Origin of the sequence: Devosia ginsengisoli, assembly GCF_024707105.1 — a bacterium.
In the GTDB taxonomy this organism is placed as follows: Bacteria; Pseudomonadota; Alphaproteobacteria; order Rhizobiales; family Devosiaceae; genus Devosia; species Devosia ginsengisoli_A.
In genome coordinates, this window is the sequence record NZ_JANQAJ010000004.1 from 1 (window position 1) to 23,107 (window position 23,107).

Consider the following 23,107-nt stretch of genomic DNA (forward strand, 5'->3'; position numbering starts at 1 on the left):
CGCCTCTTCGAGCACCGAATAGGAATGCACCCGCGAGCCGGTCGAGAGCAGCGTGCGCTGCAAATGCCCGCCCGAGATGATGCAGTCGCCCGAAACCAGCGAGTTCACCGCCGAACCGCGCCGCCCGTCGAAGTCATGCACGAACTTGGCAGGCGGGGTGATTTCCGCATAGGTCCAGATCGGCCAGTCACGGTCATAGAGATCGAGCTGCGGCTCGATATCGGTCAGGTCGATCGAGGCCTTCCAATAGGCGTCGATCGTGCCCACGTCGCGCCAATAGGCCACGTCTTCCTTGGACGAGCGCACGCAGCTCCGCGTGAAGCGATGCGCCCAGGCCGTGCCATTCTTGACGATATAGGGAATGATGTCCTTGCCGAAATCGCGGCTCGAGCCTTCCGTCGCCGCGTCGCGCCGCAACTGCTCCATCAGGAACCGCGTCTCGAACACGTAGATGCCCATGCTGGCCAAGGCCGTGTCCGGCTTGTCCGGAATGGCCGGCGGATCCTTGGGCTTCTCGACGAAGTCGATCACCCGGTCGCGCCCGTCCACATGCATCACGCCAAAGCCCGTGGCTTCCATGCGCGGCACTTCCAGGCACCCGATGGTCACGTCCGCGCCCGTATCGACGTGCTGGCGCAGCATGATTTCGTAGTCCATCTTGTAGATGTGGTCGCCGGCCAGGATGACGATATAGCGCGCGCCGTAATCCTCGATGATGTCCATGTTCTGGAACACGGCATCGGCGGTCCCGGCATACCACATGTCCTCGGCCACCCGCTGGCTCGCAGGCAGCACGTCGAAGCTCTCGTTGCGTTCGGGCCGCAGGAAATTCCACCCACGCGACAAATGCCGGATCAGGCTATGCGCCTGATATTGCGTCGCCACCGAAATGCGGCGGATGCCCGAATTGATCGCATTGGAGAGCGCGAAGTCGATGATGCGCGACTTGCCCCCGAAATAGACGGCCGGCTTGGCGCGCCGGTCGGTCAGTTCCATCAGGCGCGTGCCGCGTCCTCCCGCCAGCACATAGGCCATGGCCTCGCGGGCCAGCGGCGATGGTGTTCTGTAGTCTGCCATTCTTCTAACCCTCCACTACTGCCCGTTTTCCGGGACGTATCTCACTCCATCCGGGTCACGCCGGCTCGTATTTCAGGAACAGTGTCGAGAGCGGCGGCAGGTAAACTTCTGCTTCCGCCGGCCAGTGCTTGCCCTCCACGGCATAGGCCTCGACCGCTCCCTGGTTTCCGGTATTGGACCCCGAATACCATCCCGCATCGGTATTGATGCGCTCCACCCATTTGCCGGCCACCGGCATGGGAATCTTGTAGCCACTGCGCGGCACCGGCGTGAAATTGGACACCACCAGCACGGGGTCGCTCCCTGGCGCCTTGCGCAACCAGGCAAACACCGAATTGGCGTGATCGTTGCCGATCACCCATTCGAACCCGTCCGGCTCGCAATCGCGCTCATGCAGGGCCGGCAATTCCCGATAGGCCAGGTTGAGGTCGGCGATCAGCCGCCGCATCCCCTCATGCATGCCCGCATCGAGCAGATACCAGTCCAGCGACTTGCCATCGGCCCATTCCTCGCGCTGCGCGAATTCCTGCCCCATGAACAGGAGCTTCTTGCCCGGATGCCCCCACATGAAGGCGTAATAGGCCCGCAGATTGGCGAATTGCTGCCAGTCGTCGCCCGGCATCTTGGTCAGCAGCGAGCCCTTGCCATGCACCACTTCGTCATGGCTCAGCGGCAGCACGAAATTCTCGCTGAAGGCATAGACCGTGCCGAAGGTCATGTCGTTGTGGTGGTATTTGCGGTGCACCGCCTCGCGGCTCATGAAGCGCAGCGTGTCGTTCATGAAGCCCATATTCCACTTGAAGCCGAAGCCCAGCCCGCCCGTATAGGCCGGATGGCTGACGCCGGGCCATGACGTGGATTCCTCGGCGATCATGAACGTGCCGGGATGCAGCCGATAGGCTTCCGAATTCACCCGGCGCAGGAATTCCACGGCCTCCAGGTTCTGGTTGCCGCCGAACTTGTTGGGCACCCACTGCCCCTGCTGGCGCGAATAATCGAGATAGAGCATCGACGCCACGGCATCGACGCGCAGCCCGTCGATATGGAATTTCTCCAGCCAGTAGAGCGCATTGTTGACGAGGAAGCTCACCACCTCGCGCCGGCCGAAATTGTAGATCGCCGTGTTCCAGTCGGGGTGATAGCCCTGCCGCGGATCGGCATGCTCGTAAAGCGCCGTGCCGTCAAAACGGGCCAACCCATGCGCATCGGTCGGGAAATGCGCCGGTACCCAGTCGAGGATCACGCCAAGCCCCGCCTCATGCGCCGCATTGACGAAGCGGGCAAACGCCGCCGGATCGCCATGGCGCGAAGTCGGCGCGTACATGCCCGTGGGCTGGTAACCCCAGCTCGGATCGAACGGATGCTCGGTGATCGGCAGCAGCTCGATATGGGTGTAGCCCATATCCGCCGCATAGGGCACGAGCTGCTCGGCCAGTTGGTCATAGCTCAAAAACCCGCCATCGGGCCGCCGCCGCCAGCTGCCCAGATGCACCTCGTAGATCGACATCGGCACCCGTCGCCAGTCGCGCATGGCGCGCTCTTCGATATATTTGGCGTCGGTCCAGGCGAATTCGGTCGGGTCGGGCACCACCGAGGCCGTGCGCGGCCGCAATTCCGATTGCCGGGCAAACGGGTCAGCCTTGAGCGGCTGCACCACGCCATCCGGCCCGACGATCTCGTATTTGTAGAGCGTGCCGGTGCCCAGCACGGGAATGAACACTTCCCAGATGCCGGTTTCCAGGCGGTTGCGCATCGGATTGCGCCGTCCGTCCCATTCGTTGAACGGGCCGACCACGCTCACGCGCTGCGCATTGGGAGCCCACACGGCAAAATGGGTGCCGTGAATGCCCTCGAATTCCATCTCATGGCTGCCGAGCTTGTCGAACAGCCGCAGGTGATTGCCTTCGCCGATATAGTAATCGTCCATCGGCCCCAGCACCGGCCCGAAGGAATAGGGGTCATAGACATCCCATTCCCCGCCGGCGTTTTTGGCGTGATAGCGGATCGGCTGGCGCCCGCTGATGCTGATCTTGCCCTCGAAAAAGCCCCCGCCGTGGCGCGGAATGAGCGGACCGAGCGCCACCCCGTCCAGCGCATAGGCCGATACGGTCTCGGCATGCGGGATGAAGGCCCGCAACACCCATTGCCCGCCAATCTCGTGCAGCCCCAGAAACGCGAACGGATTGGGATGCCGACCATTGACGATCGCCTCCACCTCCCGTGCATCGGCCTGCCAGTCTTCCTTGCTCACGCGCGCGCTCCTCCGACGGCGGTGCAAGCCATCCGGCCCTGCCCCCCGAACCATTCATTGGCAACAGGTCCGGTCCGCATTTCCGCTTGCCGCCCCCTGCCCATGCTCATGCCGGCACGCCCCAGATATCCTCGGCATATTGCCGTATCGTCCGATCCGACGAGAAGAAGCCGACATGGGCGGTGTTGCGGATCGCCATGGCGTTCCAGCGCCTCTTGTCCTGCCAGATTTCGTTCACCTTGGTCTGCGCTGCGGCATAGGCATCAAAATCGCGCGCCACCATGAACCAGTCATGGTCATAAATTCCGCCGATCAGGTCGCGATAGCGATGCGGATCGTCAGGCGAAAACACGCCCGAAGCGATCGTATCCAGCGCTTCCTTGAGCCGGGGCGAGGCATCGATCGCCCCACGCGGCACTTCGCTCTTGGCGCGCTTCTCGTTCACCTCCTGGGTGCTCAGCCCGAAGATGACGATATTGTCCGGCCCCACTTCCTTGTGCATCTCGACATTGGCGCCGTCCATCGTGCCGATGGTGATGGCGCCATTGGCCATGAACTTCATGTTGCCGGTGCCCGAGGCCTCCATGCCGGCCGTCGAAATCTGCTCGGAAAGGTCGGCCGCCGGCACGATCACCTCGGCAAGGCTCACATTGTAGTTCGGCAGAAACACCACCTTCAGCAGGCCGCGCACGGCCGGATCATTGTTGATGACCTTGGCGACATCGTTGATCAGCTTGATGATGAGTTTGGCATTCCAGTAGCCTGGCGCCGCCTTGCCCGCGAATATCTTGACGCGCGGCACCCAGTTCCGTTCCGGATGCGCCCTTATATCGTCATACAGTGCCACCGCCTGGATGATGTTGAGCAACTGCCTTTTGTATTCGTGGATGCGCTTGATCTGCACGTCGAACATGGCATCCGGCGACACCGTGATCCCCAGCCGGTCCTTGATCAGCTTGGCCAGCTTCTGCTTGTTGGCCTGCTTCACTGCGGCGAACTGCCCCTGGAAGGTCGGATCGTCCGCATGGGCGTCGAGCCCCCTAAGCAGGTCGATATCGTCGAGGAATTCCGGCCCGATCCGCTCGCTGATCAGCTTGGTCAGGCCAGGATTGCACTGCATCAGCCAGCGCCGCGGCGTGATGCCGTTGGTCTTGTTGTTGATGCGATCGGGATAGAGCTTGTGCAGGTCCGAAAACACCGTCTGCTTCATCAGCTCGGTATGCAGCGCCGAAACGCCGTTGATCGAATGCGATCCGACGAAGGCCAACTGCCCCATGCGCACGCGACGGCCACCGGCCTCGTCGATCAGCGACACATTGGCGATCTGCGCATCATTGAACTTGGCCCGCGTCCGCGCATCGGCCAGCACGTCGGCATTGATCTGGTAGATGATCTGCATATGCCGCGGCAGCAGCCGCTCCAGCAGCGCCACCGGCCAGCTTTCCAGCGCCTCGGGCAGTAGCGTGTGGTTGGTATAGCCGAACGTACCCTTGGTCAGCGTCCAGGCATCGGCCCATTTGACCCCGTTGTCGTCGACCAGGATGCGCATCAGTTCGGCAATGGAAATCGCCGGATGGGTGTCGTTGAGCTGGATCGCCACCTTGTCGGGCAGTGAGCCCAGGTCACCATATTGCTGCAGATGCCGCCGCACGATGTCCTGCAGCGAGGCCGACGAGAAGAAGAATTCCTGCCGCAGCCGCAATTCCTGCCCGGCTGCCGTCGAATCCGCCGGATAGAGCACGCGGGTAATGGCTTCCGCCCGCGCGCTTTCCTCGAGCGCGCCGATATGGTCGCCCGAATTGAACTTGTCGAGCAGGATCGGGTCGATCGGCTGCGCGCTCCACAGCCGCAGCGTATTCACCCGCGCCCCGCGCCAGCCCACGATCGGCGTATCATAGGCCACGGCCAGGACATGGTCGTTCGGCCGCCATTCCTGCCGCTCGGTGCCATCGGGGTCGGTGACCTTCTCGACATGCCCGCCAAAGCCGATCTCATAGGCGCTCTCGCGCCGCTCGAATTCCCAGGGATTGCCGTGCGCCAGCCATTCCTCGGGCAGCTCGACCTGCCAGCCCTCGCTCATTTCCTGGCGGAACAGGCCATGCACATAGCGGATGCCATAGCCATAGGCGGGAATTTTGATCGTCGACATGGATTCGAGAAAACACGCCGCCAGTCGCCCCAGCCCACCATTGCCCAGGGCCGCATCGGGCTCGAGATTGATCAGGTCGCCCAGGTCGACATTGAGATTGCTGAGTGCGTCGCGCACCGGTTCGATGAGCCCCACATTGCTCATCGCGTCGCGCATCAGCCGGCCGATCAGGAATTCGAGGCTGAGATAGTAGACCCGCTTGCGCGAGGTGCGCCACGTTTCGCGTGACGACTCCATCCAGCGGTCCATCACCCGGTCGCGTACCGCCAGGATCGTCGCCGCCAGCCAGTCATGCGGCCGGGCGACAATCGGGTCCTTGCCGACCGAATAGATCAATCTTTCGAGGATTTCGGCCTGGATGGCCTCAACGGTCTTGGCACGGGGCTCCGGCGTAGGGGCGTCGTAAACGATCGGCTGTTGCGGCATATCGCAATCCAGGTTTCATGACGATGTATTCCCCTCTAGAGACTTTAGTCTTGCACTTAATTTGGGCAGGCGGAAGCCCCCACGCGATACACCTGGATCAGACGGGTTGTTTCGGATGCGTGCTTTTGGCCACCGCATCCTCGGCCGCTTCCTCGGCTACGGTGACGCCGCCCTCGCGCGCCTGCTCCTGCGCATTGCTGAGCAGCAGGCGCCCCAGGCCCCGCCAGTCCTCGCCCGCCAGTTGCAGCTCGAACCGCTGGCGGTCGCGGTCGCGCACGCCTTCGACCACCTCGGCAGCCTCCTCCTCAGTCGCCCCCAGCGCCCTGACCGCCGCGCCACCGAATTCCAGCGCCGACTCGAACATCTCGCGCAACTGGTATTCCACCCCGGCCTTGACCAGTTCGATTGCATGACCACGGTCGAAGGCCCGCGCCATCACCCGCACCAGCGGAAACTCGTCGCGCATCAGTTCGGCGATACGCGTCGTCTGCTCCTTCCGGTCGGTACAGATCAGGATAAGGTCGGCCGTATCGGCGCCCGCCGCATGCAGGATATCGAGCCGCGTGCCATCGCCGTAATAGACCTTGAAGCCGATCTGCGCCGCCGCCCGTATCATCTCGGTGTCGTTGTCGATGATCGACACCGAGTGCCGCATCGCCAGCAGGGGCTGGCTGGCGATCTGGCCGAAACGCCCGAAGCCGATGATGAGAATGCGCCCGGACAGGCCATCGGCCGCCTCCACGCCCTCCATCGACTGCTCCGCCGCCTTGGGCGTCACGAAGCGCAGGCCGATGATGAAGAACGGCGTCAGCACCATCGAGACGATGACAGTCGCCGTGAAGATCGCATTGGTCGGCCCGTCGATGATCCCCGCCGAAACCGCTGTCGTATAGAGCACGAAGGCGAATTCACCGCCCTGCCCCATCAACACCGCCCGCTCCAGCGCCACGGCATGGCTTGCCTTGAGCAGCCGGGCAATGACGTAGATGCCGGCCGCCTTGACCGCCATATAGGCCACCACGCTAAGGGCGATGATCTGCCAGTTGTCGCCGACAATGCCGAGGTCGAGCGACATGCCCACGGCCAGGAAGAACAGGCCGAGCAGGATGCCGCGGAACGGTTCGACATCGGCTTCGAGTTGGTGCCGGAATGTCGAGGTCGACAGCAGCACCCCGGCCAGGAACGCCCCCATGGCCATGGACAGACCGCTCGCCTGGAACAGCAATGCGGCGCCGAAAATCACCAGCAGCGCGGCCGCCGTCATCACCTCGCGCAGCTTGCTGGAGGCCAATAGCGCGAAGAACGGATTCATGATGCGCTGGCCGATAAAGATCAGCAGCAGCACCGCCCCGATCGGCGCGGCGATGCTCAGGAGCCGCGTGACCATGTCGACCTCTTCGCCGCCGCCCGGCGCAAGGATGGCCACGATGGCCAGCAGCGGCACGATGGCCAGGTCCTCCAGCAGCAGGATCGACACCATGCGCTGGCCGCTATCGCTCGACAGTTCCCCGCGTTCTCCCAGGATCTGCATGACGATGGCCGTCGAGGTCATCACGAAGCCCATGCCGAAGATGAAGGCTACCACCGGCGCAAAGCCCAGCAGCACGCCCACCCCGGTCAACAGCGCCCCGCAACCGGCCACCTGGATCACGCCCAGCCCGAAGATCTGCTTGCGCAGCGCCCATAGCTTGGACGGCTCCATTTCGAGCCCGATGATGAAAAGAAACATCACCACGCCCAGTTCGGCCGTGGTCAAAATCGATTCCGGATCGTGGATCAGCCCGATCCCCGATGGTCCGAGCAGCAGCCCCGCCGCCAGATAGCCGAGCACCGAACCCAGCCCGATCCGCTTGAACAGCGGTACGGCGATGACCGCCGCGCCCAGCAGCGCCACCACTGGAATGAGGTCCACGCCATGCGCCGCGGCTTCCGCCGCATGTCCAACAACCTCACTCGCCACCGCAGACTCCGCACTTGGTCAGGAGCGGAGTTTTTCTGCCCCGCGCTATCGCGTCAAGCTTAACCGTCGCATGGCACGTCTACGTTGCCGGTTCTGCGCCGCTCGGCGCTGTGCCCTCGGGCGGCTGCAGCCGCTCTTCCTTGCGCTTTTCCGCCGGCTCCTGCTCCAGTTCGGCCTGTTCGCGAATGGCCTTGGCCGTATTGGCCAGCAATTCGTCGCGGTCGGTCATCCTGGCCGTGCGGCGCACCGGCCGGCTCGGTACCAGCGGCTTGCTCGGCAGCATATGCGCCAGCACCGATGTCGCGATCAGCAGCGTCGGCACCGCCACCAATCCGCCGACCGGCCCCCAGGCCCACAGCCAGAAGGTGATGGAGAGGAAGATCAGGAACGGATTGAGCGTCATCGTCCGCCCGATGAAATGCGGCGTCACGATCTGTCCCTCGACGAAATTGATGCCCACGTAACAGGCCACCGGCAGCAGGATCGCCGTCGGTTCCGTCTGCGTGCCCAGCCCCACGGCCAGCAGCACCAGGACCATCACGCCCTGCCCCACATAGGGAATGTAGTTGAGCACCGCCGCCAGAGCGCCCCACAGAACAGGCGAGGGCATGCCGATCGCCCACATGGCCAGCGACACCGCGCAACCGACGCAGAAATTGATGAAGGTGATCGACAGCAGAAACCGGCTGACCTTCTGCTCCACATCGCGGAACACATGCGCCGTGCGCCAGCGCATCCGCCGGCTGACGCAGAGCGACAGTACCGAGATGCGGATATGGTCGCGCGTCGCCACGAAGAAATAGAGGCTGGCAAGGAAGATCAGCATCTGCGCCAGGATGGCCGGGGCAAGCATGGCGACGCTGATCATCTGCCCGCCATCCTCCACCGTCACCGCCATGGCGCTGTCGCTGCCGAAGATAGACGAGATTTGCGCCTGGAACGCGCTCACCGCCTCCAGCGGCCCTTCGAGGCTCGCCAATTGCTGCTGCAGCTTGTTCCAGATCATCGGCGCCCGCGCCACCCATTCGGACAGCGGCACCGCAAACAGCGTCACCCCCGCCGCGATGACCCCGATCAGCATCAGCACCACGACACCGGCCGACAGCGCCGGCGGCACGCCGAAGCGCTCGACCCGGTCGGCCACCGGCCCGAACATCAGTCCGATCACGATGGCCAGCGTCACCGGCGCCAGAAACACCTGGCCCACCTGCAACGCGAACAGCAGGGCAAGAAATCCGACGAACATGATGGCAATGCGCGCGGCATTGGCAATGACGCGCTCGAACTGGCTTTCGCTCATGTCTTGTGGTGTCGCCGGCTTTGCTGCGCGTGCCATGTCTTTTTCCCGAAACCCCTCGCGGATCGGTAACGCCGCCCCGGTACAAACGTTCCGTGCGAAGGCCTGCGCAGGGCAGTCGACCCCGGCCCCATCAATCGCTAGTGTGCCGGCCGGATTCTCTCTCCTGCCAAGGCCCTGTCATGCCCCGCAAGATCATCATCGATACCGACCCCGGCCAGGACGATGCCGTTGCCATATTGCTGGCACTGGCCTCCCCCGAAGAGCTTGACGTGCTGGGCGTGGTCGCCGTGGCGGGTAATGTGGGCCTGCATCACAACGCCAACAATGCCCGCAAGGTGGTCGAATTGTCAGGCCGCCGCGAGGTGCCCGTCTATGCCGGCTGCGCCCGCCCCATGCGCCGGCATCTGGTGACCGCCGAGCATGTGCATGGCGAAACCGGCCTCAATGGCCCCGACCTGCCCGAGCCCACCATTCCGCTGCAGGCCCAGCACGGCGTCGACTATATCATCGACACGCTGATGGCTTCAGAGCCCGGTACCATCACCCTCTGCACCCTCGGCCCGCTGACCAATATCGCCATGGCCCTGGTCAAGCAGCCGGCCATTGCCGAACGCATCGCCGAAATCGTCATGATGGGCGGCGCCTATTTCGAGGTCGGCAACATCACCCCGGCGGCCGAGTTCAACATCTATGTCGATCCCGAAGCCGCCGATGTCGTGCTGCGCTGCGGCGCGCCCATCACCATGCTGCCGCTCGACGTCACCCACCAGATCCAGTCCACTCCGGAACGCCTCGCCGCCATTGCCGGCCTGGGCAACAAATCCGGCAAGGCCGTCTACGATATGCTGACCTTCTCGGAGAGTTTCGACCTCAAGAAATACGGCTGGTCCGGCGCTCCCCTGCACGACCCCACCGTCATCGCCTGGCTCCTCCGCCCCGACCTGTTCGCGGGCCGCCACTGCAATGTCACCATCGAAACCGCGAGCGACCTCACCGTCGGCATGACCGTCACCGACTACTGGCACGTCACTGGCAAGGTCCGGAACGTCAACTACCTCAGAACCGGCAATGCCGAAGGCTTTTACCAACTCCTGACCGAACGGCTCGCGCGGCTGCCTTAGCGCCGTCGCGCCATTCCCACCGGACCCACCCTCCCCCTTGTGGGGAGGGAAGCGAGATAGGACTTAGCTTCAGCTAAGTCCGTTGAATCGAGCAGGGTGGGGGTGTCGAACTCTCCAGGAACTCGGCACTTGCGGAACCCTCGATACCCCCACCCTCGATCCCTCCCCACAAGAGGGAGGGAGACGACTGCCACGGTCATTGGCAAATGACTGCAGGCGGCATAATCTCCGCCTCCCAACCGAGACCGCCCCCATGGACCTCTTCACCCTCACCGCCTTCACCATCGCTTATGCCATCGCCGTCCTGGTCCCCGGCCCCGGCGTCGCGGCCGTGGTGGCGCGCGCTCTGGGCGGCGGCTTCAGGGGCGCCTTTCCCATGGTACTGGGCATCCTGGCCGGCGATCTGGTCTATTTCGTCTTCGCCGTCTTCGGCCTTGCCGCCATCGCCACCTGGTTCGGTCCCATCTTCGTCATCGTCCGCTGGGCCGGCGCGGCCTATCTGCTCTATGTCGCCTACAAGTTCTGGACCGCCCGCCCCGGCTCCGAGCAGATGAAGCCGAAAAACGAAGACGGCTGGAAAACTTTCCTCGCCGGCTTCTCGCTGACCATGGGCAATCCCAAGACCATCGTCTTCTATCTCGCCATCCTGCCCACGGTGATCCCGCTCGACCAGATGACGCCCCTGGCCTTCGCCGAACTCACCGCCATCGTGGTCGTTGTCCTCCTCATCATCGGCTGTGGCTATGCCTGGCTGGCCTCAGCCGCCCGCGAAATGTTCAAGAGCCCGCGCGCCCTTGGCCGCCTCAACAAGACCGCCGGTGTCATGATGGCCACCGCCGCCGGCCTCGTCGTCTGGCAGCACTAGCTCCTCAGAGGCACATCCCACCCACGTCACGTCAGGGCTTGACCCGAGGGCACTGTACTTGGGGAGCCATTTGCAGCCCGGCCTCAGCCGAAAATGGGACGAACCTCGATTTCGCCCTCCCAGCCAGGCCAATGCTCGGTATGCAGGTTCGCGAACCGCACCGCCCAGTCCATCGCCGCTTCCATATCAGGCACCTCATAGACGGCATAGCCGCCCACCAGTTCCTTGCTCTCGGCAAACGGCCCGTCGGTGACGATCACCTTGCCACTGCGAATATTGATGAAGGCGCTCTGCTCCTTGCCCATCAGCCCGCCCTGCGTCACCAGCACCCCGGCCGCCTCGGCATCCACGCCCAGTTGCCCGATCGCCTGCATCAGTGCCATCGGTGGCGCACCGGCCCCGGCCTTGGTCGTCTTGACCAGCGTCATGACCTGCATCGTCTTTCTCCTTCTCTTCCAGGCCCATCCGGCCCTGCCTCCGCGACGAAGCACACTGTGCGGATTCGACAACGACACAAGATAACGCAACTGCGCAATTGGTGACCGAAAGCGCATACACGCCTATTTTTTGCGCAGTTTGACAATCGATTGAGCGCCCACCCCGCCTGCACGTCACCGGTTCGGTCGGCGAGGCACCCCCGTAAACCATTGCCCTATAAGCCTAATTCTTCCGTCCCTCGTTTTGGCACGCTTCCTGCTTTGTAGGATTTGCGGCACTCCGGTGCCATCGCATTCGGTGTCCAATGTCGGGCACCACACAGGCAAAGCTGCCAACTGACAAACGCTTCGGTCTTCGGACCAGGCGTGTCGGTTGGCAGCTTTTTTGTTTTCACGGCTGCCCGGCAGCGGAGTGGGAGAAATACATCGATGACCGAACGCCTCGTCATCATTGGTGCCGGCATGGCCTCTGGCCGCGCGCTCGAACATATCTTCGAAGACGCCCCCGGCCGGTTCGACGTCACCCTGTTCGGCGCCGAACCGCGCGGCAATTACAACCGGTTGATGCTCTCCCCGGTCCTGGCAGGCGAGAAGGACTACGAGCAGATCATCACCCACGATGCCGCCTGGTACGCGGAGCATGGTGTTCACACCCGCTTTGGCGAAACCGTCACCGCCATCGACCGCGAGCGCAAGCTGGTCATCTCCAGAAGCGGCGAAACGCCCTATGACAAGCTGATCGTCGCCACCGGCTCGGCCCCCTTCATCATCCCCCTGCCCGGCAAGGACCTGCCCGGCGTCATGGCCTTCCGCGACCTCGACGACGTGAACCGCATGGTCGATGTCTCCCGGCGTACCGGCGCGAAGGCCGTGGTCATCGGCGGAGGCCTGCTTGGCCTCGAAGCCGCCGCGGCCCTGCGCGCCCGCGGCATGGATGTGGTCGTGCTCCATCTCATGGGCCATGTCATGGAGCGCCAGCTCGATCCGGCTGCCGGCTACCTGCTGCAGCGCGACCTCGAAGCCCGCGGCATCAAGGTTCACTGCAAGGCGCAGACCAAGGCCATTCTCGGCGAGACCAGCGTCGAGGCCGTCGCCCTCGAGGACGGCACCGTCTACGGCGCCGATATCGTGGTCATGGCCGTGGGCATCCGCCCCGAAGTCCGCATCGCCGTGGATGCCGGCCTGCATGTCGAGCGCGGCATCGTGGTCAACGACCAGATGGTCACCTCCGACCCGGACATCCTGGCGCTGGGCGAATGCGTCGAGCATGAGCGCATTGTCTACGGCCTCGTCGCCCCGCTCTACGATCAGGCCAAGGTACTGGCCAAGACCCTGGCCAAGGTGGACGCCGCCTTCCGCCCGGTCCAGACCGCCACCCAGCTCAAGGTCACCGGCGTCTCCGTCTATTCGGCCGGCGATTTCGCCGAGGCCGAAGACCGCAACGAGATCGTGCTGCGCGACGCCACTTCGGGCGTCTACAAGCGCCTCGTGCTCAAGCAGGACAAGGTCATCGGCGCCGTCCTCTATGGCGAAACCGGCGACGGCCCGTGGTTCTTCGACATGATCCGCAAGGGCACCGACACCAGCGAAATGCGCGACACGCTGATCTTCGGCCAGGCCTATCAGGGCGGCTCTCCCCTCGACCCGATGGCTGCCATCGCCGCCCTGCCCGACGATGCCGAAATCTGCGGCTGCAATGGCGTCTGCAAGGGCACGATATCAGGCGCGATAGCGTCCAAGGGCCTCACCACGCTCGATGGCGTCCGCGCCCATACCAAGGCCTCCGCCTCCTGCGGCTCCTGCACCCATCTGGTCGAACAGCTCCTCCACGCCACCCTGGGCGACGCCTACAACCCCGCCGCCGTGCAGCCCATCTGCCCCTGCACCGAATATGGTCACGACGACGTCCGCCGCCTCATCATCGCCAAGGGCCTCAAATCCATTCCATCGGTCATGCAGGAACTGGAGTGGAAAACCTCCTGCGGCTGCGCCAAGTGCCGTCCGGCCCTCAATTACTACCTCGTCTCCGATTGGCCGGGCGAATACGAGGACGATGGCCAGTCCCGTTTCATCAACGAGCGCGTCCACGCCAATATCCAGAAGGACGGCACCTATTCCGTCGTGCCCCGCATGTGGGGCGGCATGACCAACCCCAAGGAATTGCGCGCCATCGCCGATGTCGCCGACAAGTTCCAGATTCCCGCCGTCAAGGTCACCGGCGGCCAGCGCATCGACCTGCTCGGCGTGAAAAAGGAAGACCTCCCCGCCGTCTGGGCCGATCTCAATGCCGCCGGCATGGTCTCGGGCGCCGCCTATGCCAAGGGCCTGCGCACGGTCAAGACCTGCGTCGGCTCCGACTGGTGTCGCTTCGGCACCCAGGATTCCACCGGCCTCGGCATCCGCCTCGAAAAATTCATGTGGGGTGCCTGGACTCCGGCCAAGGTCAAGCTCGCCGTCTCCGGCTGCCCGCGCAACTGCGCCGAAGCCACCTGCAAGGATATCGGCGTCGTCTGCGTGGATTCCGGCTACGACATCCATTTCGCCGGCGCCGCCGGCCTCGACATCAAACCCACCGAGCTCCTTTGCCACGCCGATACCGAGGATGAAGCCCTCGAGATCATCGTCGCCCTCACCCAGCTCTACCGCGAGCAGGGCCGCTATCTCGAGCGCATCTACAAATGGGCCAGGCGCGTGGGCAAGGAATCCATAACAGCCAATGTCGTTACCGACCGCGACAAGCGCCGCGCCTATTACGAGCGCTTCGTCTACGCGCAGACCTTCGCCCAGGTCGATCCCTGGCAGGAACGCGTCAACGGCAAGGACGCCCACGAATTCGCCGCCCTGGCCGACTTCGGCATGCCCGTAGCGGCAGAATAGGGAGATCACTCATGAGCGACTGGATCGAGATCGGCACTATTGACGCCATCCCCCGCCGCGGCGCCCGCTGCGTCAACACCCCGGCCGGAAGGATCGCGGTGTTCCGCACCCAGGAAGACCAGGTCTTCGCCATCGAAAACCGTTGCCCGCACAAGCACGGCCCCCTCAGCGAAGGCATCGTCCACGGCGCCTCCGTCACCTGCCCCTTGCATAATTGGGTCTTCGACCTCGCCACCGGCCAGGCGCTCGGCGCCGACGAAGGCCAGGTCCGGACTTACCCGATCGACCTCGTCGATGGCCGCATTTTCATGGCGTTCGAAAACGCCCTGGTCGCCGCCGAATAGTACCTCAACCCAGCAAGCCCCCTGCTCCCAAGGAGACGAAATGGCCTACGTCATACCAACCGAATTTGTGACCAAGATGATCGACGCCGGCGAGGCCAAGGTCTTCATGTCCACCCGCGACACACTGATCCGCGCCTATATGGCCGGCGCCATCCTGACATTGGCCGCAGCATTCGCCGTCACCGTCAACGTGCAGACCGGCCAGCCGCTCGCCGGCGCCATCCTCTTCCCGGTCGGCTTCTGCCTGCTCTATCTCATGGGCTTTGACCTGCTGACCGGCGTCATGACGCTGGTCCCCCTCGCTCTCATCGACAAGCGCCCCGGTGTCACCCTGGCCGGCCTGTTCCGCAATTGGGGCCTGGTCTTTCTGGGCAATTTCGGTGGTGCCTTCACCGTCGCGGTGCTGATGGCGATCACCTTCACCTTCGGCTTCAGCCAGGAGCCCAACGCCGTGGGCCAGGCCATCGGCCATATCGGCGAAGGCCGCACCGTCGGCTATGCCGAGCACGGCGCCGCCGGCATGCTGACCCTGTTCGTCCGTGGCGTGCTCTGCAACTGGATGGTCTCGACCGGTGTCGTCGCCGCCATGATGTCCACCTCGGTTTCCGGCAAGGTGATCGGCATGTGGATGCCCATCATGCTGTTCTTCTACATGGGCTTCGAGCATTCCATCGTGAACATGTACCTGTTCCCCTCGGGCCTCATGCTGGGCGGCCAGTTCTCCATCATGGACTACCTGATCTGGAACGAAATCCCCACCATCCTTGGCAACCTGGTCGGCGGTCTGGCCTTCGTTGGCCTGGCCCTCTATGCCACCCACAGCACCAGGGCCACTCAGCGGGCGGCCTCGCATAAGTTTGTCCCTGCCGAATAATACACATCGGGCGCTCCGCAATCGCGGGGCGCCTTCTTACCGGATCGTCCATGAGCGCCAGCCTCGCCATTTCCCTCGGCCAGCATTCCGACAAGGGTCTGAAGCCCACCAATCAGGATTTCCATGGTGCACTGATCCCCAGCCAGCCGGCGCTCGACCTCAAAGGCATCGCCATCGCTTTGGCCGATGGCATTTCCACCAGCGCCGTCGGCTCCATCGCCGCCCAGACGGCCATCAAGAGCTTCCTCACCGACTATTACGGCACCTCGGATACCTGGCCGGTCAAGACATCAGCCCATCGCGTCATCTCGGCCACCAATGCCTGGCTCCACGCCCAGACCCGCGCGCAAGGCGCCGACGACGTCGATAGCGGCTATGTCTGCACGCTCAGCATCCTCGTGCTCAAGTCACGCGCCGCGCATATCTTCCATATCGGGGATTCCCGCATCTATCGCTTGGCCGGCCGCTCTCTGGAGCAACTTACCACCGACCACCACGTCCCAGCCGCCCCCAACCGCTTCTATCTCGGCCGCGCTCTGGGCATCGGCAGCAATATTGAAGTGGACTACCGCAGCGTACCGGTCGGCGTGGGCGATGTCTTCGTGCTCACCACCGACGGCGTCCACGAATATGTCAATGGCGCCACCATCGCCAACGCTATCCAAGCCAGTCCCGACGATCTCGACGCCGCCGCCCGCCACATCGTCACCAGCGCTTTGCACAATGGCAGCCCTGACAATCTCACCATCCAGATCGCCCGCATCGATGCCCTGCCCGGCGGCGAACCCGCCGATTTCCTCGGCCAGTCCGCCGACCTGCCTCTGCCGCCACCCATCGAGCCGGGCATGGATTTCGACTTCTACCGCATCCTGCGCCCGCTCCATGCCAATGCCCGCAGCCAGGTCTTTCTCGCCCAGGACCATGCCGATGGCCGCCTCGCCGTCATCAAGGTCCCCGGGTTGGACATGCGCGACGACCCGGCCTTCCTCCGCCGCTTCATGATGGAAGAATGGATCGCCAGCCGCCTCAACAGCGCCCACACACTCCGCATCCACCGGCAGGACCGCAAGCGCCACTACCTCTATCTCGCCACCGAATATGTCGATGGCCAGACCCTGACCCAGTGGATGGCCGACAATCCCCGGCCCGATCTCAATACCGTCCGCGACCTCATCGAACAGATTGCCCGCGGCCTCAACGCCTTCCACCGCCAGGAAATGGTCCATCAGGACCTGCGTCCCGACAACATCATGATCGACAAAACAGGCACGGTGAAGATCATCGATTTCGGCTCCACCAAGGTCGCCGGCGTCATCGAGGCCCAGCCCATGGGCGACGATGCCGAGCTCGGAACCGTGCAATATGCCGCGCCCGAATATCGTATCGGCGATACCGGCACCGATCGGTCCGACCAGTTCTCCCTCGGCGTCATCGCCTACCAGATGCTGACCGGCCGGCTGCCCTACGGAGCCCACGCCGCCATGCTGCGTAGCCGCGCCGATCTCGCCCGCCTGCTCTACCACCCCGCCGCCACGCCGGATTTCGACATCCCCGACTGGGTCGACCGCGCCCTCGAAAAAGCCGTCCAGCCGGACCCCGTCAAGCGCTACGAAGCCCTCTCCGAATTCACCTACGACCTCCGCCACCCCAACCCGGAATTCGCCACGCTGCCACCGCGGCCGCTGCTGACGCGCAACCCGGTTCGCTTCTGGCAAATGCTGTCGCTAACCCTGGCCGGCACGGTCCTCGTGCTGCTGGGCTTGCTGATCGGGGGATAAGGGAAGAAGGTGGGGAGGCTCTGAGGCGCAGCCATACGCTCCCCTCCCATACTGATATGTAGCGCATAAGGGGCTTGCTTCAAGCCCCCGGTCATCCCGTAAAACACCGGCCCAGCCAGAGGATACGGAGCGACAGATGCGCAAATCCGAACATGCCGTGATCATTGCCGGTGGCGGCCCTGTCGGGCTGATGCTGGCCGGCGAACTCGCTTTGGCGGGCGTCGACGTCGCCATTGTCGAACGCCGCCCCAATCAGGACATCAACGGCTCGCGCGCCGGCGGCCTCCATGCCCGCACTATCGAAATCCTCGATCAGCGTGGCATTGCCGACCGCTTCATTGCCGAGGGACAGAAGGTCCAGACCACCGGCTTTGCCGGCGTCACCTTCGACATCAGCGCCTTTCCCACGCGCCACCCCTATACGCTCGGCCTGTGGCAGAAGCATATCGAGCGCATCATGGCGGCCTGGGTCGAGGAGCTCAGCGTGCCGACCTATCGCGGTCTCGCGGTGACCGACCTTACCCAGGACGTATCAGGCGTCACCGTCACGCTCGGCGACGGCCAGTCGCTGCACGCGCAATATCTCGTCGGCTGCGATGGCGGCCGCAGCCTCGTGCGCAAGGCGGCCGGCATTGATTTCCCCGGCGCCGAGCCGACGACCAGCAACATCATCGCCACAGCCGAACTGGCCGAGCTGCCGCCCGAATGGGGCATCCGCCGCGACGCCATCGGCATCCACTCTCTCGGCCGGGTGGACTACGAAATCCGCGACGGCAAGATCGTCTACGCCGATACCGGCCCGGTCGGCATCCTCGTCACCGAGCAAAACCCCGACGCCACCACCGAACCCACCCTGGACGATCTCCGCGCCGCCATGGTCGCCGCCTTCGGCACCGACTACGGCGTCCACTCCCCCAGTTCGATCGCCCGCTTCACCGATGCCGCCCGCCAGGCCGCCACTTATCGCAAGGACCGGGTCATGCTGGCCGGCGATGCCGCCCATACCCATCCGCCCGACGGCGGCCAGGGCCTGCAGACCGGGATGCAGGATGCGGTCAATCTCGGCTGGAAACTGGCACAGGTGGTCAAGGGCATTTCACCGCAAAGCCTGCTCGATACCTACCACGCCGAGCGTCATCCGGTGGGCGCCCGTGTGCTGCGCAACACGCTCGCCGCCAGCACCCTGCGCCGCGATGACGAGCGCACCAGGGCTCTGCGCGATACCGTGGCCGAACTTCTCGCCATGGACGAGCCGCGCACCCATTTCGCCGCCATGATGACGGGCCTCGACATCCACTACGATCTCGGCGAGGGCCACGCCCTGCTCGGTCGCCGCATGCCCGATCTCGACCTGCAAACCGCCAATGGCCCGCTGCGCCTCTTCACCCTGCTGCACGACGCAAACCCGGTCCTGCTCAATCTCGGCCGGCCCGGCGCCATCGACATCGCGCCCTGGGCCAACAGGGTGAAGCTGATCGACGCCGAATATGCCGGCCCCTGGACCCTCCCGGCTCTCGGCTCGGTCCCGGCACCCTCTGCCGTGCTGATCCGCCCGGACGGCTACGTTGCCTGGACGGACACCCAGCCAACCCTCGCCGACGCCCTGACCACATGGTTCGGGCCGCCAACCAGCGCTTGAGACGAGAAGGTGAGTCGAAGAACCGGCGCGGCCCTACCGGTGCAGGGCGCTTTCCTGATCCTGGCTCAACCGGGAGGCAATGACCACTTCCACCCGGTTGCGCGCCTTGAGCTTGAGCATCAGGCCGGTCATGTAGTGCTTGACCGTTTTCTCGCTGATATGCAGTGCCGCGGCGATCTCCCGATTGGTCCGGGCCTGCATGAGATGGCCGACGATCTGCTTCTCGCGCACATTGAGCTTGATCGCGTCATCGAGCGCCTGTCGCCGTGCGCGGTCCCGCAGCCCGTTCATCACCTGGCTGGCATATTGCCTGGTCACGAACATCTGGCCGGCCATGACCGTATCGATGGCTTCCAGCAGTTCCGATGATGGGCTGCCCTTGAGGGCGAAGCCGGTTGCCCCGGCATCCAGCGCCTTGAGCGCCGATTCGATGCTGCAAAAGGCGGTGAAAACCACCACTTTGGTCTCGGGCGCGGTGGCCACGATCTGGGCAATGGTCCGGAACACGTCTCCCGGCATGCTCAGGTCCATGATGATGACGTCGGGGCTGACCGCTTTCACCACCTCTAGGCTGGAATCGGCGCAAACGGCTTGTCCGACAATTTGGTGCCTGTCGCTGCCGGCAAACAAAGACACCATTCCAGCAAGCAAAACCGGGTGATCATCCGCGATAGCGACTGTCGTCAGTTTTCTCATGGTACGCCAACGGTACTAACCTGCCGCCCCAATAGTCTGTGGACGCCAATTGTACGACTAAATTAACGGTCGGTAAATTCCCTTTCGGCAAGCCATGGAATATTTAATTAACGCAAGCGTCAGCATTACTTACTCTTCCCGGAACGCTCGCACGATCTGGTCGGTGAAGGGTTTGACGAAATAAGCGATCGCCACCTGCTCATCGGTCTGGACGAAAACATCCACCGGCATGCCGGGAATAAGCCCGCGCTCGCCCAGTTGGGACAGGTCTCCCTTCACTTCGGCCTCGGCGAGATAATAGCTCTGCCCGCTCTGCGGGTCGCTGGTCGGGGCCGCCGATACCCGCGATACGATTGCCGGGATTTCCGGGGTCGTTCGCTGGTTGAACGCGCTGAAGCGAAGCTTGACCTCCTGCCCCAGCAGGATCTGGTCGATGTCATGCACCGCGACCTGGAACTCGATCTTGAGCTCCGCGTCTGCGGGAACGATAGTGAGCAGGCGTTCCGCCGGGCTGATGACCCCGCCTAGCGTGGTCACCGACAATTCGTTCACCGTCCCCGTCACCGGCGCACGGATGAGCGTCCGGTCCAGCCGGTCTTCAACCTCGGCCAGGCGATCGCGCAATTCCGTGATATTGGCGGCGACGGCACGCAATTCCCGCTGGGCATCGGTATAGGCCATGTCGTCGATGGCCAGGATTTGCAGCTTGACCTCACTGATCCGGGCATTGGACCGCGCGATATTGGCGGTCAGCTCGCCCTGCGAGCCGAGCATGCGTGCCAATTCGCGGTCCGCCACGTTGAGCCGGGTCGTTTCGATCAGCGCCTTCTCCGACAGGGCGCCAATGCGAACCCGCTCGTCGCGCGCCAGCGCCAGTTCATCGGCCAGTGCCGCGGCCTGGAATTGCAGTCCGCCCACCTCCTCCTCCAGTTGGGCCACCTGAAGCTCCAACTGTTCGCGTCGCGACTGCCGGTTGCGCGCCGTGCTGTCGAACAATTGCTGCTCGCCCTGCCGGATGAGATCGGCATTGGGATAGGCGGTCAGGAAATCGTCGGGAAACGCAATCGTCCCCGCCGCATCGCGCTCGGCGATCAGCCGCGCCTGGCGCGCCACCAGTTCGGCCAGTTGCCCCATCAGGATCGAGCGCTCCGTTCTGATGGGAATGTCTTCGAGCCGCAGCAGCACATCGCCGGCGACCACGTTCTGCCCCTTTTGCACATCGATCGCGGCAATCACCCCGCCATCCAGATGCTGCACGACCTTGACATTCTCCGCCACCAGCACCGTTCCGCTGGAAATGACGGCGCCGGACAGCTTGGCCGTCGCGGCCCATCCGCCTATGCCGCCCAGCAGCAGGATAGCGGCAATACTGCCCGTGACCACCCGGCCACGCAGCGAAAAATCCGACATCTTGACCTTGCTGCGCGAGCGCTCGGCGCGCGGATAGGGTGCCGTCATGTCCATGATACTCATCACCGTCTCCCCGCGCGTCAGGCCACCTGATGATCGATCATCATGGGCAACTGGACGCCCCTCAGCGTTATGGAAATCTCGTAGAAATCGTTGCGGTCGACATCCGCCTCGATGACGGTGTGGTCGGCATCGTCGTAATAGGCGTGGATGACGCGGACCGGCAGGTTGGCCTCGAAGCCCGCTTCCAGCTCGTCATAGATTTTGCCGAACCGCTCCTCTTCCAGTTGTTCGGCGCGCGACGAGAGTTGGTATTCGGCGACATGAACGCGGTCGCCCACCACGAAATCCAGTATCTCGAACATCAACTGCCGGCTGAGGAGCGGGGTTTCCTGGCTCACCGTGAAGATGAAGAGATCGTCGCCCGGCCCGCCCGTGATAATCGCCGTCGTGTCGCTGAATATGAGCGTATCGTTGCCCGACCCGCCGATCACCGCCTCGACATTTTCGTAGAGATCCTCGCCGATTTCCTCGCTCCAGGCCACGCCCGCTTCGAAGTCGAGATGGATGTCGGCCGAGAATTCCGAATAATCGAGCGTATCGTGGCCATCTCCGCCATCGATACGGTCATTGCCCGCATCGCCGGTAATCGTGTCGTCCCCGGCGCCGCCATTGAGCAGGTCGTCGCCCTCCGCTCCCGACAGGGTATCGTTGCCCGACCCGCCATCCACGGCATCATCGCCCGGCCCGCCTGCCAATTGATCGTCGCCGTCACCGCCCTCGATGACATCGTCACCCTCATCGCCGCTGATACTGTCATTGCCGGCGCCGCCAATGAGCACGTCATCGCCCTCATTGCCTTCGAGCACATCGTCGCCGTCCCCGCCATAGAGCGTGTCATTGCCCGCCTCGCCAAAAAGACGGTCATTGCCGGCACCGCCGCCGATCACATCATTGCCGCGCCCACCGAAGATCACATCGTCGCCCAGACCGCCGAACAGTTGGTCATTGCCATCGCCGCCGCGGATATGGTCGTCGCCATCGCCGCCGGTGACGATATCGTTGCCGGCACGGGCATCGATGATGTCGTCGCCTTCAAGCCCGTCGATATTGTCGTCCCAGGGCGTACCGACAAAGGCATCGTCCGATGGCGTCAGCAGCACGCTGTTCTGCACCACGTCCAGCATGGCCGTCTGCACGGCCGCAAGCAGGCCGTCGCTGATCGCGTAGCTGAAGGTGATGACCCCGAACATGCCGGGAAGCGTCACGAAGGACCAGCCGGCGCTGACCTGCACCAATGTGCCACCCGTGGCCGTGATGTTGTTGATGGTGAGGCTGTCGCCATCTGGATCGGAGGCACCCAGCAGCAGGTCGGAAAGCCCGATCAGCACCACCTGCCCCGCAAACACCTCGCGCAGCCGCACCGGCCCGACCGTGACCGGAACACGATTCCCTGGCGCGGTCTCGTCGTCATCATCGTCGTCCCCGTCCGGCGGCGCCGGCTCTTCCCCCTCGTCATCGCCGTCAGGCCCGGTTTCCGCGTCGACCACCGGCTGGGCGGATGCGACAATGGCCGGGCTGGACGACCCGGGCGCCCGGAAACCCGCGCCGCGCGGTAGCGGGACATTGTCGTTCTGCGGCTGATAGTTGAAGGCTGCGGGAAAGAAGGCCGCCACCTGCGGCCCCAGATAGTCGAAATGGGTCGCCGCATAGTGGAAGGACATCGGGTCGGTCAGCGACAATCCGCTGCTCCAGCCGGAGCGCGCACCGCCGGCCGCGGCATCACTCCCCTCATCGCCCATACCGCCCGCCATGGCCTCATCGATATCGGCTTCCCCGAGCTCCACGATGACGCCGGACGGCGCACCACCATCCTCGGCAGCTTCATCGCCCCCGGCGGGGG

16 protein-coding genes are annotated in these 23,107 nt (G+C 64.0%); 7 read left to right on the top strand and 9 right to left on the bottom strand.

Annotated elements, in window-relative coordinates:
• From glgC to NVV79_RS00960, 5 genes are all read right to left on the bottom strand, one after another.
• On the bottom strand, window positions 1-1,077 hold a 1,077-nt coding region (glgC, locus tag NVV79_RS00940; RefSeq protein ID WP_303985335.1), incomplete at its 3' end, for a glucose-1-phosphate adenylyltransferase.
• Between the two features lie 55 nt (window positions 1,078-1,132).
• Complete coding sequence (gene glgB / locus NVV79_RS00945; RefSeq protein ID WP_303985337.1) at window positions 1,133-3,328, bottom strand: 1,4-alpha-glucan branching protein GlgB; 2,196 nt, start codon at window positions 3,326-3,328, stop codon at window positions 1,133-1,135.
• Window positions 3,329-3,434: 106 nt separating this feature from the next.
• Window positions 3,435-5,903: a glycogen/starch/alpha-glucan phosphorylase gene (locus NVV79_RS00950; protein WP_303985339.1), complete on the bottom strand. Its 2,469-nt coding sequence runs from the start codon at window positions 5,901-5,903 to the stop codon at window positions 3,435-3,437.
• Window positions 5,904-6,000: 97 nt separating this feature from the next.
• Entirely contained in the window at window positions 6,001-7,863 is a 1,863-nt protein-coding gene (locus NVV79_RS00955; RefSeq protein ID WP_303985341.1) for a monovalent cation:proton antiporter-2 (CPA2) family protein, read from the bottom strand.
• 79 nt (window positions 7,864-7,942) lie between these two features.
• Window positions 7,943-9,199, bottom strand: coding sequence for an AI-2E family transporter (locus NVV79_RS00960; RefSeq protein ID WP_303985343.1), 1,257 nt, complete (start codon window positions 9,197-9,199; stop codon window positions 7,943-7,945).
• A gap of 143 nt (window positions 9,200-9,342) precedes the next feature.
• Between NVV79_RS00960 and NVV79_RS00965 the strand changes: the two genes are divergently transcribed.
• Window positions 9,343-10,284, top strand: a complete 942-nt coding sequence (locus NVV79_RS00965; protein WP_303985344.1) for a nucleoside hydrolase — start codon at window positions 9,343-9,345, stop codon at window positions 10,282-10,284.
• 253 nt (window positions 10,285-10,537) lie between these two features.
• On the top strand, window positions 10,538-11,149 hold the full coding sequence (locus tag NVV79_RS00970) for a LysE family translocator (RefSeq protein WP_303985346.1): 612 nt from the start codon (window positions 10,538-10,540) through the stop codon (window positions 11,147-11,149).
• Window positions 11,150-11,232: 83 nt separating this feature from the next.
• Here NVV79_RS00970 and NVV79_RS00975 read toward each other — a convergent pair whose 3' ends face one another.
• Window positions 11,233-11,586 (bottom strand): YciI family protein, encoded by a 354-nt coding sequence (locus tag NVV79_RS00975; RefSeq protein ID WP_303985348.1) that lies wholly within the window; start codon window positions 11,584-11,586, stop codon window positions 11,233-11,235.
• Between the two features lie 429 nt (window positions 11,587-12,015).
• Between NVV79_RS00975 and nirB the strand changes: the two genes are divergently transcribed.
• The 5 genes from nirB to NVV79_RS01000 all read left to right on the top strand — a co-directional run bounded on the left by nirB (window position 12,016) and on the right by NVV79_RS01000 (window position 19,098).
• Entirely contained in the window at window positions 12,016-14,463 is a 2,448-nt protein-coding gene (nirB, locus tag NVV79_RS00980; RefSeq protein ID WP_303985350.1) for a nitrite reductase large subunit NirB, read from the top strand.
• An 11-nt stretch (window positions 14,464-14,474) separates the two neighbouring features.
• Complete coding sequence (gene nirD / locus NVV79_RS00985) at window positions 14,475-14,807, top strand: nitrite reductase small subunit NirD (RefSeq protein WP_303985352.1); 333 nt, start codon at window positions 14,475-14,477, stop codon at window positions 14,805-14,807.
• A 40-nt stretch (window positions 14,808-14,847) separates the two neighbouring features.
• Window positions 14,848-15,681 (top strand): formate/nitrite transporter family protein, encoded by an 834-nt coding sequence (locus NVV79_RS00990; protein WP_303985354.1) that lies wholly within the window; start codon window positions 14,848-14,850, stop codon window positions 15,679-15,681.
• Window positions 15,682-15,731: 50 nt separating this feature from the next.
• A complete protein-coding gene (locus NVV79_RS00995) occupies window positions 15,732-17,459 on the top strand; it encodes a bifunctional protein-serine/threonine kinase/phosphatase (RefSeq protein WP_303985356.1) in 1,728 nt (575 codons plus the stop codon).
• A 136-nt stretch (window positions 17,460-17,595) separates the two neighbouring features.
• Window positions 17,596-19,098, top strand: a complete 1,503-nt coding sequence (locus NVV79_RS01000) for an FAD-dependent monooxygenase (RefSeq protein WP_303985358.1) — start codon at window positions 17,596-17,598, stop codon at window positions 19,096-19,098.
• Between the two features lie 33 nt (window positions 19,099-19,131).
• On the opposite strand, the gene NVV79_RS01005 is transcribed toward NVV79_RS01000, so the two are convergent.
• From NVV79_RS01005 to NVV79_RS01015, 3 genes are all read right to left on the bottom strand, one after another.
• Window positions 19,132-19,794, bottom strand: coding sequence for a response regulator transcription factor (locus NVV79_RS01005; protein ID WP_303985360.1), 663 nt, complete (start codon window positions 19,792-19,794; stop codon window positions 19,132-19,134).
• A 129-nt stretch (window positions 19,795-19,923) separates the two neighbouring features.
• Window positions 19,924-21,267 (bottom strand): HlyD family type I secretion periplasmic adaptor subunit, encoded by a 1,344-nt coding sequence (locus NVV79_RS01010; protein WP_303985362.1) that lies wholly within the window; start codon window positions 21,265-21,267, stop codon window positions 19,924-19,926.
• Between the two features lie 17 nt (window positions 21,268-21,284).
• Window positions 21,285-23,051, bottom strand: coding sequence for a calcium-binding protein (locus NVV79_RS01015; protein WP_303985364.1), 1,767 nt, complete (start codon window positions 23,049-23,051; stop codon window positions 21,285-21,287).
• Window positions 23,052-23,107: the final 56 nt, after the last annotated feature.

Excerpts from the sequence above, each read along its gene's own strand:
- NVV79_RS00950 (WP_303985339.1), bottom strand. The coding sequence starts at position 5,903 with ATGCCGCAACAGCCGATCGTTTACGACGCCCCTACGCCGGAGCCCCGT.
- NVV79_RS00960 (WP_303985343.1), bottom strand. The coding sequence starts at position 9,199 with ATGGCACGCGCAGCAAAGCCGGCGACACCACAAGACATGAGCGAAAGC.
- NVV79_RS00965 (WP_303985344.1), top strand. The coding sequence starts at position 9,343 with ATGCCCCGCAAGATCATCATCGATACCGACCCCGGCCAGGACGATGCC.
- NVV79_RS00970 (WP_303985346.1), top strand. The coding sequence starts at position 10,538 with ATGGACCTCTTCACCCTCACCGCCTTCACCATCGCTTATGCCATCGCC.
- NVV79_RS00975 (WP_303985348.1), bottom strand. The coding sequence starts at position 11,586 with ATGCAGGTCATGACGCTGGTCAAGACGACCAAGGCCGGGGCCGGTGCG.
- nirB (WP_303985350.1), top strand. The coding sequence starts at position 12,016 with ATGACCGAACGCCTCGTCATCATTGGTGCCGGCATGGCCTCTGGCCGC.
- nirD (WP_303985352.1), top strand. The coding sequence starts at position 14,475 with ATGAGCGACTGGATCGAGATCGGCACTATTGACGCCATCCCCCGCCGC.
- NVV79_RS00990 (WP_303985354.1), top strand. The coding sequence starts at position 14,848 with ATGGCCTACGTCATACCAACCGAATTTGTGACCAAGATGATCGACGCC.
- NVV79_RS00995 (WP_303985356.1), top strand. The coding sequence starts at position 15,732 with ATGAGCGCCAGCCTCGCCATTTCCCTCGGCCAGCATTCCGACAAGGGT.
- NVV79_RS01000 (WP_303985358.1), top strand. The coding sequence starts at position 17,596 with ATGCGCAAATCCGAACATGCCGTGATCATTGCCGGTGGCGGCCCTGTC.
- NVV79_RS01005 (WP_303985360.1), bottom strand. The coding sequence starts at position 19,794 with ATGAGAAAACTGACGACAGTCGCTATCGCGGATGATCACCCGGTTTTG.
- NVV79_RS01010 (WP_303985362.1), bottom strand. The coding sequence starts at position 21,267 with ATGAGTATCATGGACATGACGGCACCCTATCCGCGCGCCGAGCGCTCG.